This is a genomic window from Streptomyces sp. NPDC059649, assembly GCF_042734445.1.
GTDB lineage: Bacteria > Actinomycetota > Actinomycetes > Streptomycetales > Streptomycetaceae > Streptomyces.
In genome coordinates this window covers 36,409-51,014 of sequence record NZ_JBHWDV010000029.1, presented here as the reverse complement: position 1 = coordinate 51,014, position 14,606 = coordinate 36,409, and the positions used below count along the sequence as shown (strand labels likewise).

Here is a 14,606-nt window from a genome sequence, read left to right as displayed (position 1 = left end):
ACGGTGGGCGCCGTTGACCGCGGCCAGCTCTTCGCCACCTGGCGGCAGGCCGGACATGAGGACGGGACGAGCATGCGAGTGGGGCAGATACGCAGGCGGTGCAAGCGGCTCATCAAGGAGCTCGCACTGCCCGCCGTCATCGATCTGCGCGGGATGTGTGAGGTCGTCGCGGCCCGGGTGGAGCGGCCCGTGCATCTCGTGCCGATGAGCCTGGGCGGCGTGGTCTCGGGCATGACGGCCGTCACCGACGACGGCTACTGGGTCTTCTACGAGCTGCGCACCTCGCCCTGGCACCAGGCGCACATCGTGCTGCACGAGCTGAGCCACCTCCTGCTGGGGCACGGTCAGGACCCGGCCGTCACCGAGGACGCGCTGAAGATCTGGACCCCCTCGGTCGATGTCGCCACCGCCATGCGGCGGATGGGCCTGACCATGGGCTTCGCCCGGCACCACGGCTACGACAACCTCGCCGAGCGGGAGACCGAGGTGCTCGGCACCCTGCTGATGGAACGGGTCGCGCCCTCGGCCGCGGAAGACGAACTCCCGCTGGAGGGACAGGCCGCGGCGCTCGCGGCGGCGCTCGGGCCCGCGCTGCAGCACGTACGGCGGGAGCGCGAGCGTACGGGAGACGGGGGCGAGCGGTTCGACGGGACCGGCGAGGGAGCGGGCGCGGGGCCGGCCGGGGGCGAGGACGGGGGACCGCGTGTTTGACGTCATCTATCTGTCGTTCGGGCTGGCCGCCTGGGCGATCGTCGGCTACAAGTCCGTCGCCTGGTTCCGCGACCGCAGCAACACCGACCTCGGGCTGGCCTGTCTGATGACCGGCGGGGTGGCCACGGTCTTCCTGTTCTCCGCGCCCAGCCTCTACCGCGCCTTCGACCGGCTGGTCGGTGTGGCCAACCTCGCCATGGTCTTCCTCTACTCCTCCGTGGTGGTCTTCGCGGCGGGCGCGCTGGTCCTGCTGCTGCGCTGGACGGCGGGGGAGGGCGCGGCGGCCAGGGCGCGCGCCCGGGCGCGGGCGCGGGCCGCGGTCGGGGGAGTCGCGGTGCTGTGGGCGGTGGCGATCACCGGGTTCGCGGTCGGCCGGCCGGACGCCGTCGAGCATCCCCGCGACTTCAGCACCGCCTACACCGACTCGCCCGGAGTCATGCTGTTCCTGGTGCTGTATCTGGCCATTTTCGGATCGAGCCTGGCCGGCCTGGGGACGCTCTGTCCCCGCTACGCCGCCCGGCTCGGCGGTACGCATCTCGCGCGCGGGCTGCGGGTGCTGGCCGCCGGCTGCTGGCTCGGCCTGGTCTACTGCGCCTGCAAGGTCATCGGCTTCGTCCTCTCCTGGACGGGCCACCCGGCACTCTGGCTCTCCAACGGGGTGGCACCGCTGAGCGCCTCGGTCGCGGCGATCCTGGTCCTGGCCGGGTTCGCGCTGCCGGCCGCCGGACCCCGGGTCGCCGCCTGGCGCCGGCTGCGCCGGCTGTCGCCGCTCTGGCGGACCGTCACCGCGCAGACCCCCGAGGTCACGATGGAGACCTCGGCGTGGTCCGTGCGCTGGCCGTTCGCCGATCTGGAGTGGCGGGCCAACCGGCAGATGGCCGAGATCCGGGACGTCCAGCGCGGGATCCGCCGCCATGTGGAGTCCGACGCGGTCGACATCGCCCGGGAACGCGCCCGCGCGGTCGCCCTCGACGACCGGCAGCTGGCCGCCGTCGCCGAGGCCGCCGCGCTCCGCCGGGGCCTGGAGAACCGCGCGGTGGGCCACGTCCCGGTCCACGGCGCCGACAGCGTGGTGGTCGCCAACGGCACCGAACCGGCCGAACTCGCCGCGGAATACGAACACTTGGCGCTGGTCGCGGACGTCTACCACTCGCCGCTGATCGATACCGTGCTGACCGAACTCCGGCAGCGCAGCGCGGCGGCCCGCGGCTGAGGCGGGCGCGGCAGCCACAGAGACGGGGTGGCCCGGCACGGGGGTCCGGGCCGCCCGGCACGAAGGACGCGGCACCGGTCCCTTGGGACCGGTGCCGCTGCCCGTTCGACGCCCCGCGCGCGGGCAACGCCGTTCGCGTGCGGGGCAGTTCGCGTACCGGGGCCCGTGCGCACGCGGGTGCCGCCCGATGGCGCACCACAGCAGGTGGCCCGCCGCCGGCGACCTACAGTCGGACCATGCAGAACTCCGCCGAGACCGCCCCCGACGCGCCCATCGACGTCACGCCCCTGCTCGACGACCCGTACACCGCCTACGCCGCACTGCGCGAGGCCGGACCGGTGCACCGGATCACCGGGGCCGACGGGCAGCCCGCCTGGCTGGTCACCCGCTACGACGACGTCCGCCGGGCCCTCGCCGACCCGCGGCTCTCCCTGGACAAACGGCACGCCGCACCCGGCGGCTACCGCGGCTTCGCCCTGCCGCCCGCCCTCGACGCCAACCTCCTCAACATGGACCCGCCGGACCACACCCGCATCCGCCGCCTGGTGAACAAGGCGTTCACCCCCGCCCGGGTGGACGCGCTGCGGGCGCCCGTACGGCAGGTCGCGGAGGAACTGCTGGACGCGATGGAGCGGCGCGGCGGCCCGGCGGACCTGATCGCCGACTACGCGGGACCGCTGCCCATCACCGTGATCTGCGATCTGCTCGGCGTCCCCCACCGGGACCGCCGGGACTTCCTGGCCTGGTCCGACGCGCTGATCACCCCGGACCCGGCCCGGCCGGAGCTGATGGGGCAGGCGATCGGCGCCATGCAGGAGTTCTACACCGGGCTGATCGCGGCCAAGCGCGCCGAGCCGGGCGACGATTTGCTCTCCGACCTGGTCGCGGTCCGGGACGACACGGACGGCGGCGACGGCACCGGAGGCGGCGACCGGCTCACCGAGGACGAGCTGACCTCGCTCGCCTTCCTCATCCTCTTCGGCGGATACGAGAACACCGTCCACCTCATCGGCAACTCCGTGCTCACCCTGCTCGACCACCCGGAACAGCTTCAGGAGTTGCAGCACAATCCGGCCGAACTGCCCGCCGCCGTCGAGGAGTTCCTGCGGTACGACGGACCGTCCCCGCTCGCCATCCGCCGGTTCCCCACACAGGACGTGGAGATCGGCGGGGTGCGGATCCCGGCGGGCGAGAGCGTGCTGCTGGCGATCGCTTCCGCGAACCGCGATCCGGCCCGCTTCCCCGACCCGGACCGGCTGGACCGGGGCCGGGAGCTCTCCGGGCACCTCGCCCTGGGGCACGGCATCCACTACTGCCTCGGCGCGCCGCTGGCCCGGATGGAGACCGTCACCGCGCTGGAGGTGCTGCTCGCCCGCTTCCCGAAGCTGCGCCTGGCCGTCCCGCGAGGGGATCTGCGGCACCGTCCGGCCCTCCGTTCGCGTGGCCTGATTTCGCTGCCGATCGCCTGGTAATCGAGAAACGAACACGTTTTTGAGGCGTAACCGTTCGTCGATGCGGTAGAAAGGTTCTTGAGCCCGCCCGGTGTGCATCCCCCGTCGCACCGGGCGGGCCTTCCTTTGCGGCCGTTGCAGATGCGACAACCCGGCCCGCGCCACGCCGCGATGGCCCGACTGGCCCAACCGCGCTGCGCACGGCCGCCGCGCTCCGTAGCGTGTCGGCATGGCATGTGACGCAGCTGTACCGAAGAAGGCAGCCGCGCTGGCGCTGCTCGCCGCCGCCGGTGTCGCGCTGACCTGCATACCGGCCACGGCGAAGGGGCCGACGTACCGTCAGCCCGCCGGGGCCGCGACCGGGGTGCGCACCGTCACCGCACCCGGCACACCGCAGCTGCCCGGCGGGCTGTCCGCGCTGTCGTGGCTGGTGGCCGACGCGGAGACCGGCGCCGTGCTGGCCGCCAAGGACCCGCACCGCAAACTCGCCCCGGCCAGCACCCTCAAGACGCTGTTCGCGGTCACCGTCCTGCCGAAGTTCCGGTCGAGCACGGTCCGCCGGGTCAGCTCCGCCGACCTCGCCGGCGTCGGCGCCGGCAGCAGCCTCGTCGGCGTCCAGCTGGGCCACCGCTACACCGTGGCCGACCTGTGGCGCGGTGTCTTCCTGCGCTCCGGCAACGACGCGGTGCACGTCCTCGCCGCGATGAACGGCGGCTGGCAGGCCACCGCCGGCGAGATGCAGCAGACCGCCCGGAAACTCGGCGCGCACGACACCACCGTCAAGTCCCCCGACGGCTACGACGCGCCGGGCCAGGTGTCCTCCGCGTACGACCTGACCGTCTTCGCCCGCGCCGGGCTGGCCAACGACGACTTCGCCCGCTACTGCGGCACCGCCCGGGCCACCTTCCCCGGCGCCGGCGGCGCCCTCCCGATCGAGAACACCAACCGCCTGCTGTCCGGCTCGCACGGCGTGCCCCGCTACCCGGGCATCATCGGCGTCAAGAACGGCTACACCAGCAAGGCCGGCAACACCCTGATCGCCGCCGCCCGCCGGAACGGCCGGACCCTGCTGGTCACCGTCCTCAACCCGCAGTCCCAGGTGGCCAACGGCGTCTACAAGGAAGCCGGTTCGCTGCTGGACTGGGGCTTCCGCACGGAGGGCAGCACCCACCCGGTGGGCACCCTGCACGCCGTCCGCGCCGCCCCGCTCCGCCCGGTGGCCGCCCAGATCACCGGCCCCGAACGCCGCGTCGGCCACCCCGCGTCCGCCGCGTCCTCCGCCCTCGTCCTCGGGGCGGGCGGCGCCGGCATCGCGACGTTCGGACTGGGTTCCCTGCTCGCCCGGTGGCGGCGAGAGCCGGTCCCGTCCGGCCACGGCCGGAAGGACGGAGCGGCCGGGTAGCCGGCCCTCAGGCCCCGGCCCGCCCTTGGCCGGCCCGCAGCCGGGGCGCGGTCTCCGCCGCCGGTACGGGCCCCGGACCGGCCGCCCCGTCCCCGGCGGCCGGCCCACCGGCCAGCCGCCCGGTCAGCCCATCCGCCCAGGCCAGCAGCCCCGCGACATCGATCCCGTAAGGGGCGGCCGCCGCGTACGGCGCGAGGGCCGAGGCTCCCCGCTCCAGCAGGGCGGTACCGCCCACCGCGTTGCCGCGCGCCGCATGGGTGAGGCCCACCGCGAGCTGTGCGAGCCCGCGCCACAGCTCGCGTTCCGCCTCCGGCGCCGCCTTCCACGCGTCCTCCAGCACCTCATGGGCGTGGAACGGCATCCCGAAGTCCAGCAGCCGCTGCGCCTCGGCGAGGGTCTCCGCGGGCGTCCGCGCCACCCCCTCGGGCTGGCGGTCCACGCCCGGCGCACCGTACGGCAGCGGCCGGCCCAGACCGTCCCGCGGCCGGGCGTTCCGGGCCCGGCCCGTCTCGTCCCGGTCCCGGCGGCGGGCACCGGTCCCGGAGGCGGCGGGCGGAGCCGTCCGGTCTTCCTCTTCCGGCCCGTCGGCGGCGGCGCCGCAGTGCTCGCACACGTCACTGCCGGGCCGCTCACGGATCCGGCCGCAGGCGTCGCACACCCGGTCCAGCCAGCACGCCGGGTCGCCGCCCTCGTCATGGGTGTCGTTCACGCTTCGATTGTGCGCCGGGCGGGCCCGGCGCGTCGTGGCGGGGTACCGCCTGCCCGCCCGCGCCGGGACGCCGCCACCGCGCGCGTCAGACGACCTCGGCGTCGTAGAAGCACAGATGGTCCTTGATCTGCGCGACCTCCGCATGCGGCTCCGGGTAGGCCCAGGCGACGTCCTCGGGCCCGTCGGGCAGCGACCAGTAGGAGGCGGTGCCCTTGAACGGGCAGACCGTGTGGGTGCCGGACGGGGTGAGCAGATCCATCCGGACGTCCTCGGGCGGGAGGTAGTACCGCACCGGACAGCCCGTCTCGGTGAGCCGCACCGGCCGGTGGCTCTCGGCGACCAGCCGGCCGTCGATCACCACGCGGACGTGGTCGGTGCCCTGGGTGACGTCGATACGGTGGCCGTGGGTGGCGCTCATGACCGGCTCTCCTTCGTTGGGGCCTGCACGGTGAGGGTACGGGGGCGCGCACGGGCGCGGGCCCCGTACCGTCCAGGATCGCACCGGGGACCCGCGACCGGCCCCCGGCGCGCACCGCTACACCTCCCGGATCCCGCGCCCCGCCCACTCCGGCGCCGGCACCACGAGCCCGGCCAGCCGCTCGCGGGTCGCCTCGGGCAGCGGTGCCGCCCGCCCGCCGGACCGGTCGACATGCAGCAGGAACAGCTCCTCCGTCGCCACCGGCTCACCGGACGGTGCGCCCACGAACATCTCGTGCAGCAGCCGCAGTTTCCTGCCGTGCACGCCCAACACGGCCGTACGGACGGTGAGTTCACTGCCGCGGGCGACTTCGCGGAGGTAGCGCACATGGGTCTCGACCGTGTAGAGGGAACAGCCGGTGCGCTCCCGGTAGGCCGCGTCGAGACCGGTCGTGTCCATCAGGGCGTCCGTGGCGAAGCCGAAGACCAGGACGTAATACGCCTCGCTGAGGTGGCCGTTGTAGTCGATCCAGTCGTCCCGGACGGTCTGCCGGAAGAGGAGCGGTGCGGTCAACGGGTGCCTCCCAGACGGCCGGTGGCCCGCAGCACGTCGATGACGCCCTGGTCGCGTTCGGCCACCAGGTCCGCGTACGTCCGCCCGCCCGCGGCCGCCGCGCAGCCGTCGACCATCGCGTCGCGCAGCGGCCGGTCCAGCTCGGGAGCCGCCAGCCGGGTCCACGGCGACTTCAGGGACGGCCCGAAGTGGTCGAGCATATGGGCCATGCCGCCCTCCCCGCCGGCCAGCGCGAAGGTCAGGCAGGGGCCCATGAACGCCCAGCGCAGGCCCGGCCCCTCGGTGATCGAGGCGTCGATGTCCTCGACGGTGGCCTCACCGCTTGCGACCATGTGCAGCGCCTCCCGCCACAGCGCCTCCTGGAGGCGGTTGGCGATGAAGCCGGGCAGTTCGCGGTCCATGGTGATGACGGACTTGCCGGCGAGGCGGTAGAAGCGGGCGGCCCACTCGACGGCGGCCCGGTCGGTCCGTTCGCCGCCGACGACCTCGACCAGCGGGATGAGGTACGGCGGGTTGAAGGGGTGGCCGACGACCATGCGGGCGGCGGCGTCCGGGCCGGCCGCCTCGGCCTGCATGTCGGTCATCGGGTAGCCGGAGGTGGAGGAGGCGATGACGACGCCGGGGCGGGTCGCCGCGGCCAGCTTCGCGAGCAGCGAACGCTTCAACTCCAGCTTCTCCGGGGCGCTTTCCTGGACGAAGTCGGCGTCCGCGACGGCCTCGGCGAGGGTGGGGGCGACGGTCAGCCGGTCCGGGGAGGCGCCCGCGGCCGGACCTATCTGCTCCAGCGCCGGCCAGGCGGCGGCCACCAGGCGGCGCAGCTTCTGCTCGGCGTCGGGCGCCGGGTCCCAGGCGGTGACGTCGTAACCACGGGCGAGGAAGTGGGCGGCCCAGCCGCCGCCGATGACGCCCGCGCCGATGCAGGCGATGCGGCGCACGTCGTCGGGGGCACAGGGCGCGGGGGTGGTGGAGGGCATGGCGGGGCGGCTCCCGGGGAGCGGAGGGGCGGTGGTCGGGGAGGGGCGGCCGGAAAGCCCCGGCCGGGCGGTCAGGGGCGCGGCTTGAGGCCCAGCCGGGCCCGGGCCCGGTCCGGGGTCGCGACCGTGGCGCCGAGGAGTTCGGTGATCTGCACCGCACGCGCCACGAGCTGGCCGTTGGTGGCCTTCACCCCCCGGCTCAGATAGAGGTTGTCCTCCAGGCCGACCCGGACGTTGCCGCCGAGCAGGATGGACTGGGCGACCCACGGCATCTGCATCCGGCCGAGCGCGAAGCTGGCCCACTGGGCGCCCTCGGGCAGCATGTTCACCATCGACTGCAGCACGCCCGGATCGGCCGGCGCGCCCCAGGGGATGCCCATGCACAGCTGGAAGACGGTCGGGTCGTCCAGTAGCCCCTCGGCCAGCAGCTGCTTGGCGAACCACAGCTGACCGGTGTCAAAGATCTCCAGCTCGGGCCGTACGCCCAGCTCCTGGATGCGCCTGGCCCCGGCCCGCAGCATGTCGGGGGTGGAGACGTAAAGGCTGGAGCCGTCACCGAAGTTGAGCGAGCCGCAGTCCAGGGTGCAGATGTCGGGGAGGAGTTCCTCGACGTGCGGCAGCCGCTCCAGGCCGCCGACCAGATCCGTACCGGGCAGCTGCCGCAGCGGCCGGTCCGGGTCGATGACCAGGTCGCCGCCCATGCCGGCGGTGAGGTTGATGACGACATCGGTACCGGTCTGCCTGATCCGGTCGACGACCTCCGCGTACAGCCGCGGATCGCGCGACGGATCGCCGGTCCCGGGGTCGCGGACGTGGATGTGCACCACCGCGGCGCCCGCGGCGGCCGCCTCGACGGCCGAGGCGGCGATCTGCTCGGGCGTCACGGGGACGTGCGGGGAGCGGCGGACGGTGTCACCGGCGCCGGTCAGCGCACAGGTGATGATGACCTCGTGGTTCACGGGGATCCCTTCGGGTGGGTGCCTCGGGTGCCTCAGGTGCTGCGGGTGCTGCGGGGGGGCGGTGCCGGCGGGGACGGCCGGGTGCCTCAGCGGACGGTGAGTTCGCTCTCCACGAAGGCCAGGAGAGCGGCGTGCATGGTGTCCGGCCCGGTGCTGTCCGGCGCGGTGGCCAGCACCTGTGTGGCCAGCCCGTCGATCAGCGCGGTCAGCCGCAGCGCGGTGAACTCCGGGTCGACCGGACGGAAGACGCCCTGCGCGACACCACGGCGCAGCACGTCGGCGACGGTGCTGCGCCACTGCCGGTAGTAGTGCTCGTGCAGCCGCCCCACGGCGGTGGAGCGGGCCGCCTGCGCCCACAGGTCGAGCCAGACCAGCCACTGGCGGCGCTGCTGCGCGCTGCGCGGGGTCTGCAGCGCGATCAGGTGCAGCAGCTCCGCGTGGGCGTCCGGGGCCGCCGCCAGGCCCGCGGCCCGGCGCTCGGTGTCCTCGTCCATGCACCACCGCACGGCCGCCTCCAGCAGCTCGTCGCGGCCCGGGAAGTGGTAGTGCACGGCGGCCGGGCTGGTACCGCAGGCGGCGGCGATGTCGGCGACCCGTACGCCGTGGAAGCCGTGCTCGGCGATCAGCCGGACGGTCTCCCGGACGATCTGCAGCGGCCGGCCGCCCTCGGGGACGGCGGCCGGCGCCCGCTCCGCCGCCGGCGCGGGCCGCTCCGGCGCACCGAGCAGCCATCCGGTGTCGACCCCGCCCAGGTCGGCGATCCGCACGATCTCGGCGAGCGTGAAGCGCCGGGTGCCGCCCAGCGACCGGGACAGCTTCGACGGGTCCATCACGATCCGGCGGGCGAACTCCCGGTGGCTGACGCCGAGCCGGCCGATCACCTCCCGGACACGGTCGGTGACCGCGCCGGCGGCATCGGTGATCCGGTCCACGGCGTCATCGGGGCCCGGGCCTCCGGGGGCGTCCTTCATGGTCCGGGACCGTAACAGCCGTGTTGAGAACATCGCAATGCCAAGGAAGGTGGACGGGCTTAAAACCGCAGTTCGTGGCCACTCTCGCGGGGGAGTGATGAGATAACTGATGAGTGAGTCAGTGGTGGGGCGGGTGGTGCCGGCCGCGGAACGGGGGAGAGGGCTGGACGCGCCGTGAACCGGCCGAATGTGGCAAAGTGACGACATGGCTGACCGGGGAGCGAAGCGCCCCACCGTGTCGGTGCCGGACGACTGGCCCGCCCACCCGGACCTGACCCTGGCCCTGAACGGCATGGGCGGCTTCGACTGGGACCTCGACAGCGGGCTGATGCACATGGACCCGCCCGCCCTTGAGGTCTTCGACATGCGCCCGTCCGAGTACGACGACCGCCCGGAGACGCTCAACGCCCGCGTCCCCGGCCACGAGGCCGCCCGCCTGGACGCCCTGGTCGCCCGCGCGCTCAAGGACGGCAGCGACTCCTACGGCGCCTACTTCCGGATCCGCCTCCGCAACGGCGAACTGCGCTGGACGCACAGCCAGGGCAGCATCCGCCGGGACGGGGCCGGCCGTCCCCGCCGCATCATCGGCGTGGTCCGCGACGCCAGCGACGAATACACCCACGCGGCCGAGCGGCTCGCCGTCGACGAGGAGCGCCGCCGGCACACCAGCGTCGTCGAGCGCACCACCGCCGCCCTGGCCCACGCCCGGACCGTCGGCGAGGTCATCGCCGTCCTCGCCGGCGAAGAGGGCCTCAGCCGGCTCGGCGCCGAGAACATCATCCTCGGCCTCGTCGAGGCCGGCCGGATCCGGCTGATCTCCGAGGGCAAGGCCGGCAGCTTCGTCCCCGACCTCGAATACACCCGGATCGACGACGCCTTCCCGATGAGCCAGGTCGTCCGCACCCTCACCCCGCGCTACGTCCGCAGCCGCGACGAGTTCCGACACCAGTACCCCCGGCTCTGGCCCGCCATCGAACCCCTCAACGTCCACTCCGCCGCCTACCTCCCGCTGATCGCCCAGGGGCGCCCCATCGGCGTCATCGGCCTCTTCTTCGAGCGCGAGAGCGACTTCCGCGACCAGGAACGCAACGTCCTGGTCGCCCTCGGCAGCAGCATCGCGCAGAGCCTGGCCCGCGCCATGCTCTACGACCAGGAACACGACCTCGCCGCCGGCCTCCAGCAGGCCATGCTCCCGCGCCGGATCCCCGGCGTCCCCGACGCCCAGATCGCCGTCCGCTACCGCTCCGCCCGGATGGGCCGGGACATCGGCGGCGACTGGTACGACGTCATCCCGCTGCCCAACGGCCGGGTCGCCGCCGTCATCGGCGACGTCCAGGGCCACGACACCCAGGCCGCCGCCCTCATGGGCCAGCTGCGCATCGTCCTGCGCGCCTACGCCGCCGAAGGCCACGCCCCCGCCACCGTCATGGGCCGCGCCTCCGCCTTCCTCAACGAACTCGACACCGACCGCTTCGCCACCTGCACCTACGTCGACGCCGACCTGAGCACCGGCGCCGCCCGGATCGTCCGCGCCGGCCACATCGACCCCCTGCTGCGGCACGCCGAGGGCATCTGCCGCCTGCTGCCGGTGCCCGGCGGACTACCGCTCGGCATCGCCTCCGAATTCCGGCGGCTGGACTACCCCGTCACCACCGTCCACCTCGCCGCCGGCGACACCCTCGTCCTGTGCACCGACGGCATCGTCGAACAGCCCGGCACCGACCTCGACGAGGGCATGCGCCACCTCGCCCGGGAGATCCGCGACGGCCCGCAGGACGTCCAGCAACTCGCCGACCGCCTCTGCGCAACGGCCGGCGAACGCACCAACGAGGACGACATGGCGCTGCTCCTGCTGCGCCGCCTCGGCGCCCCCGAACACGACACCGTCGGACGGTTCCGGCAGCACATCGCCCCCGCCGACCCCGACGGCCTGTCCGCCGCCCGGCACATGATCCGGTCCGCGGTCCGCGCCTGGGGAGCGGCCGAACGCGCCGAGGAGATCGAGCTGGTCGCCGACGAACTCATCACCAACGCCCTGCTGCACACCGACGGCGAGGCCGTGGTCAACATCCGGATGCCGCACAGCGTCGGACGCCGGCTGCGGCTGGAGGTCGAGGACCGTTCCAGCAGCCTGCCCCGACGCCGCGAACCGGGCGAGGCCGGCGTCTCCGGCCGCGGCCTGCTCCTCGTGGACCGGCTGGCCGATGTCTGGGGTGTGGAACCGCGCGGCGGCGGAAAGTGCGTATGGTGCGAGTTCAACTGCCCCTGACCGGGACGGGGGTGCCTCCCAGCGTTGGCCGGGGGAGCGTCCGGCCGCCCCGGCAACCGAGGGGGAACGGTCGCCGAGCGATCGGCACGGTCGAGTGAGGACGGCTCTATGACATCGCGGGCTGCACAACAGCACGAGGAAGCCCGGCAGTTGACGGCGCGCCTGGAGGCCGAAGGCGTCCGCAACATCGCGCTGACCTGGGTGGACAATGCGGGCATCGCACGCGTCAAGACCGTACCGGCCCAACGGCTCGCGGACACCGTCGCCCGCGGCGTCGGCATGTCACCGGTCTTCGACGTCTTCACCTCCGACGACACCATCACCGAATCCGACCACCTCGGCGGACCCGACGGCGACCTGCGGCTCTTCCCCGACCTGGACCGCGTCACCGTCCTCGCCGCCCAGCCCGGCTGGGCCTGGGCCCCGGCCGACCGCTACGACCAGCTCGGCCGGCCGCACCCGGCCTGCCAGCGCCAGTTCGCCCGGCGGATGACCGAACGCGCCACCGCCGCCGGCCTCGACCTGCGGATGGGCTTCGAAACCGAATGGGTGGTCACCCGCGCCCCCGAAACCCACCACCCCGGCACCCCCGACACCTCCGCCCCCCTCGACTACCCCTGCGCCGGCCCCGCCTACGGCATGACCCGCGTCGTCGAACTCTCCGACTACCTCCGCGACGTCACCGAGGCCCTGACCGTCCAGGGCATCGACGTCCTCCAGCTCCACCCCGAATACGCCCCCGGCCAGTTCGAGCTCACCACCGCACCCGGCGACCCGGTGCGCGCCGCCGACGACGTCGTCCTGGTCCGCGAGACCGTCCGCGCGGTCTCCGCCCGGCACGGCCTGCGCGCCTCCTTCGCCCCCGCGGTCGTCGCCGGCCAGGTCGGCAACGGCTGCCACCTCCACCTCAGCCTCTACCGCGACGGCCGCAGCCTGCACCGCACCCCCGACGCCGCGCACGGCCTCGCCCCGGACGCCGCGGCCTTCCTCGCCGGCATCCTCGGCGCCCTGCCCGCCCTCCTCGCCATCGGCTGCCCGTCCCCCGCCAGTTACCTCCGGCTCCAGCCCTCCCGCTGGGCCGGCGTCTACCAGTGCTGGGGCATCGAGAACCGCGAGGCCGCCCTCCGGCTCATCACCGGCGCGCCCGACGACCCCGACGGCGGCCACGCCGAGGTCAAGACCTTCGACGCCGCCGCCAACCCGTACCTCGCGGTCGGCGCGGTGATCGCCGCCGGACTGCACGGCATCGACGCCCGGGCCGCCCTCCCGGACCCGCAGAGCGGCGACCCCGGCACCCTCGGCGTCCGCGAACGCGCCCGGCGCGGCATCGTCCGCCTCCCCGCCACCCTCACCGAGGCCACCGACCGGCTGGAGAAGTCCGCACCGCTCCACGAGGCACTGGGCGAGGTGCTGCACGGCGCCGTCCTCGCCGTCCGGCGCGCCGAGGAGGCGCACTTCGCCGAGAGCACCGACGAGGAGATCGCCGCCGCCACCCGCTGGCGCTGGTGATGCCCGCCGCCCCGGGAAGCGGCCCCGGCTTCGACGACGGCCTGCCGCCGCTGGTGGACCACCACTGCCACGGCGTGCTCCGCCACGAACCCGACGCCGCGACGTTCGCCTCGTACCTCACCGAATCGGACCGGCCACCCGCGGCGGGCACCACCCACTTCGACACCCAGACCGGCTTCGCGGTCCGCCGCTGGTGCCCGCCGCTGCTCGACCTGCCCGCCCACTGCCCGCCCGAGCGCTACCTCGCCCGCCGCCGCGAACTGGGCCCCGACGAAACCCGCCGGCGGCTGCTCGGCGCCACCGGCATCGGCGCCTACCTCGTCGACACCGGGCTGCCCGGCGACCTGACCGGCCCCGACGACACCGCCGCGGCCGGCGGCGGCACCGGCCACGAGGTCGTACGGCTGGAAACCCTCGCCGAACGCACCGCCGCCGCGGTCGCCGACGGGGGCGGCGACGGGGACGCGGCCGCCGACCCCGAGGAATTCACCGACGCCCTGGCCCGCGCCGTCCAGGAGGCGGCCCGTACCGCCGTCGCCTTCAAGACCGTCGCCGCCTACCGCCACGGACTCGCCCTCGCCGCCGAACCGCCCACCGCCGGCGCGGTGCACACCGCCGCCCGCGCCTGGCTGGCCGCCGGCGCCGGCCGCCTCACCGACCCGGTCCTGCTCCGCCACCTCGTCGCCCTGGCCGTCACCACCGGCCGCCCGCTGCAGATCCACACCGGCTTCGGCGACCCCGACCTCCGGCTCGACCACGCCGACCCGGCCCTCCTCACCGACCTCGTCCGCGCCACCGCCGGCACCGGCACCGACCTCGTGCTGCTGCACTGCTACCCGTACCACCGGCAGGCCGCCTACCTGGCGAGCGTCTTCCCCCACGTCTACGCCGACGTCGGCCTCACCCTCACCCACACCGGCCCGCGCGCCGGCACCGTCCTCGCCGAATTCCTCGAACTCGCCCCCTTCGGCAAACTCCTCTTCTCCACCGACGCCTACGGCCTGCCCGAGTTCTACGTCGTCGGCAGCGCACTGTTCCGCACCGCACTGGCGGAGGTGCTCGGCGGCTGGACGGCGAGCGGCGCATGGTCGGCGGACGACGCCCACCGGGTGGGCGCCCTGCTCGCCGCGGAGAACGCCCGCCGGGTGTACGGCCTGGGGGCGGCCGGGCGGCGACGGGAAGCTGGGCAGTAACGGGACGCCGTGCGGGGACGCGAGGCCGGGCGGCGACGGGAACCAGGCCCCCAGGGCGGCTGAGGGGCGCACCGGGCCCGGGGCGGTCCGGGCGGACGCGGTAAGGACCGCAGAGGTCGGGCACCTCTTCCCGTCCTGCCGTCGGCGTTCCGTCATGCTCATGCTTTACTGCGCCGCGTGGCCCCTACAACGACCTCGGGCGAGACGTCCGACGAGACCTCCGGCGAGACGCCCGGGCAGACCACCGGGCACAC

At 74.4% G+C, this 14,606-nt stretch carries 13 protein-coding genes; 7 read left to right on the top strand and 6 right to left on the bottom strand.

Annotation, left to right across the window (positions count from 1 at the left end; genetic code table 11):
• The first annotated feature begins 78 nt into the window (after window positions 1-78).
• From ACFV1J_RS26250 to ACFV1J_RS26235, 4 genes are all read left to right on the top strand, one after another.
• Entirely contained in the window at window positions 79-711 is a 633-nt protein-coding gene (locus tag ACFV1J_RS26250; RefSeq protein ID WP_385862009.1) for a hypothetical protein, read from the top strand.
• Window positions 704-1,924, top strand: a complete 1,221-nt coding sequence (locus ACFV1J_RS26245; RefSeq protein ID WP_385861922.1) for an MAB_1171c family putative transporter — start codon at window positions 704-706, stop codon at window positions 1,922-1,924. The genes ACFV1J_RS26250 and ACFV1J_RS26245 overlap by 8 nt, the downstream gene beginning before the upstream one ends.
• Window positions 1,925-2,160: 236 nt before the next feature.
• Entirely contained in the window at window positions 2,161-3,396 is a 1,236-nt protein-coding gene (locus tag ACFV1J_RS26240) for a cytochrome P450 (protein WP_385861920.1), read from the top strand.
• Between the two features lie 208 nt (window positions 3,397-3,604).
• The gene (locus ACFV1J_RS26235; protein ID WP_385861919.1) at window positions 3,605-4,777 is read left to right on the top strand and encodes a D-alanyl-D-alanine carboxypeptidase family protein; all 1,173 of its coding nucleotides are present in this window, start codon (window positions 3,605-3,607) and stop codon (window positions 4,775-4,777) included.
• A gap of 7 nt (window positions 4,778-4,784) precedes the next feature.
• On the opposite strand, the gene ACFV1J_RS26230 is transcribed toward ACFV1J_RS26235, so the two are convergent.
• The 6 genes from ACFV1J_RS26230 to ACFV1J_RS26205 all read right to left on the bottom strand — a co-directional run bounded on the left by ACFV1J_RS26230 (window position 4,785) and on the right by ACFV1J_RS26205 (window position 9,381).
• Complete coding sequence (locus ACFV1J_RS26230) at window positions 4,785-5,486, bottom strand: DUF309 domain-containing protein (RefSeq protein WP_385861917.1); 702 nt, start codon at window positions 5,484-5,486, stop codon at window positions 4,785-4,787.
• An 85-nt stretch (window positions 5,487-5,571) separates the two neighbouring features.
• Window positions 5,572-5,904, bottom strand: a complete 333-nt coding sequence (locus ACFV1J_RS26225; RefSeq protein WP_385861915.1) for a DUF427 domain-containing protein — start codon at window positions 5,902-5,904, stop codon at window positions 5,572-5,574.
• Between the two features lie 117 nt (window positions 5,905-6,021).
• Window positions 6,022-6,477, bottom strand: a complete 456-nt coding sequence (locus ACFV1J_RS26220) for a thioesterase family protein (protein ID WP_385861913.1) — start codon at window positions 6,475-6,477, stop codon at window positions 6,022-6,024.
• Entirely contained in the window at window positions 6,474-7,451 is a 978-nt protein-coding gene (locus ACFV1J_RS26215) for a 3-hydroxyacyl-CoA dehydrogenase NAD-binding domain-containing protein (protein WP_385861910.1), read from the bottom strand. Before ACFV1J_RS26215 ends, ACFV1J_RS26220 begins: the two co-directional genes overlap by 4 nt.
• 71 nt (window positions 7,452-7,522) lie before the next feature.
• A complete protein-coding gene (locus ACFV1J_RS26210) occupies window positions 7,523-8,410 on the bottom strand; it encodes a 3-keto-5-aminohexanoate cleavage protein (protein WP_385861908.1) in 888 nt (295 codons plus the stop codon).
• An 86-nt stretch (window positions 8,411-8,496) separates the two neighbouring features.
• The gene (locus tag ACFV1J_RS26205) at window positions 8,497-9,381 is read right to left on the bottom strand and encodes a TetR family transcriptional regulator C-terminal domain-containing protein (RefSeq protein ID WP_385861905.1); all 885 of its coding nucleotides are present in this window, start codon (window positions 9,379-9,381) and stop codon (window positions 8,497-8,499) included.
• A 205-nt stretch (window positions 9,382-9,586) separates the two neighbouring features.
• Here ACFV1J_RS26205 and ACFV1J_RS26200 point away from each other — a divergent pair, with 205 nt between their 5' ends.
• The 3 genes from ACFV1J_RS26200 (at window position 9,587) to ACFV1J_RS26190 (ending at window position 14,352) form a co-directional block, all read left to right on the top strand.
• Window positions 9,587-11,650, top strand: coding sequence for a SpoIIE family protein phosphatase (locus ACFV1J_RS26200; protein WP_385861903.1), 2,064 nt, complete (start codon window positions 9,587-9,589; stop codon window positions 11,648-11,650).
• Between the two features lie 108 nt (window positions 11,651-11,758).
• Window positions 11,759-13,159 carry a glutamine synthetase family protein gene (locus ACFV1J_RS26195; protein ID WP_385861901.1) on the top strand — a complete coding sequence of 467 codons (1,401 nt, stop codon included), beginning with the start codon at window positions 11,759-11,761 and terminating at the stop codon, window positions 13,157-13,159.
• The gene (locus ACFV1J_RS26190; RefSeq protein ID WP_385861899.1) at window positions 13,159-14,352 is read left to right on the top strand and encodes an amidohydrolase family protein; all 1,194 of its coding nucleotides are present in this window, start codon (window positions 13,159-13,161) and stop codon (window positions 14,350-14,352) included. Before ACFV1J_RS26195 ends, ACFV1J_RS26190 begins: the two co-directional genes overlap by 1 nt.
• Window positions 14,353-14,606: the final 254 nt, after the last annotated feature.

Bases quoted from the DNA above. Each gene is read 5' to 3' on its own strand.
- ACFV1J_RS26235 (WP_385861919.1), top strand. From the start codon at position 3,605: ATGGCATGTGACGCAGCTGTACCGAAGAAGGCAGCCGCGCTGGCGCTG.
- ACFV1J_RS26240 (WP_385861920.1), top strand. From the start codon at position 2,161: ATGCAGAACTCCGCCGAGACCGCCCCCGACGCGCCCATCGACGTCACG.
- ACFV1J_RS26215 (WP_385861910.1), bottom strand. From the start codon at position 7,451: ATGCCCTCCACCACCCCCGCGCCCTGTGCCCCCGACGACGTGCGCCGC.
- ACFV1J_RS26225 (WP_385861915.1), bottom strand. From the start codon at position 5,904: ATGAGCGCCACCCACGGCCACCGTATCGACGTCACCCAGGGCACCGAC.
- ACFV1J_RS26205 (WP_385861905.1), bottom strand. From the start codon at position 9,381: ATGAAGGACGCCCCCGGAGGCCCGGGCCCCGATGACGCCGTGGACCGG.
- ACFV1J_RS26200 (WP_385861903.1), top strand. From the start codon at position 9,587: ATGGCTGACCGGGGAGCGAAGCGCCCCACCGTGTCGGTGCCGGACGAC.
- ACFV1J_RS26190 (WP_385861899.1), top strand. From the start codon at position 13,159: ATGCCCGCCGCCCCGGGAAGCGGCCCCGGCTTCGACGACGGCCTGCCG.
- ACFV1J_RS26195 (WP_385861901.1), top strand. From the start codon at position 11,759: ATGACATCGCGGGCTGCACAACAGCACGAGGAAGCCCGGCAGTTGACG.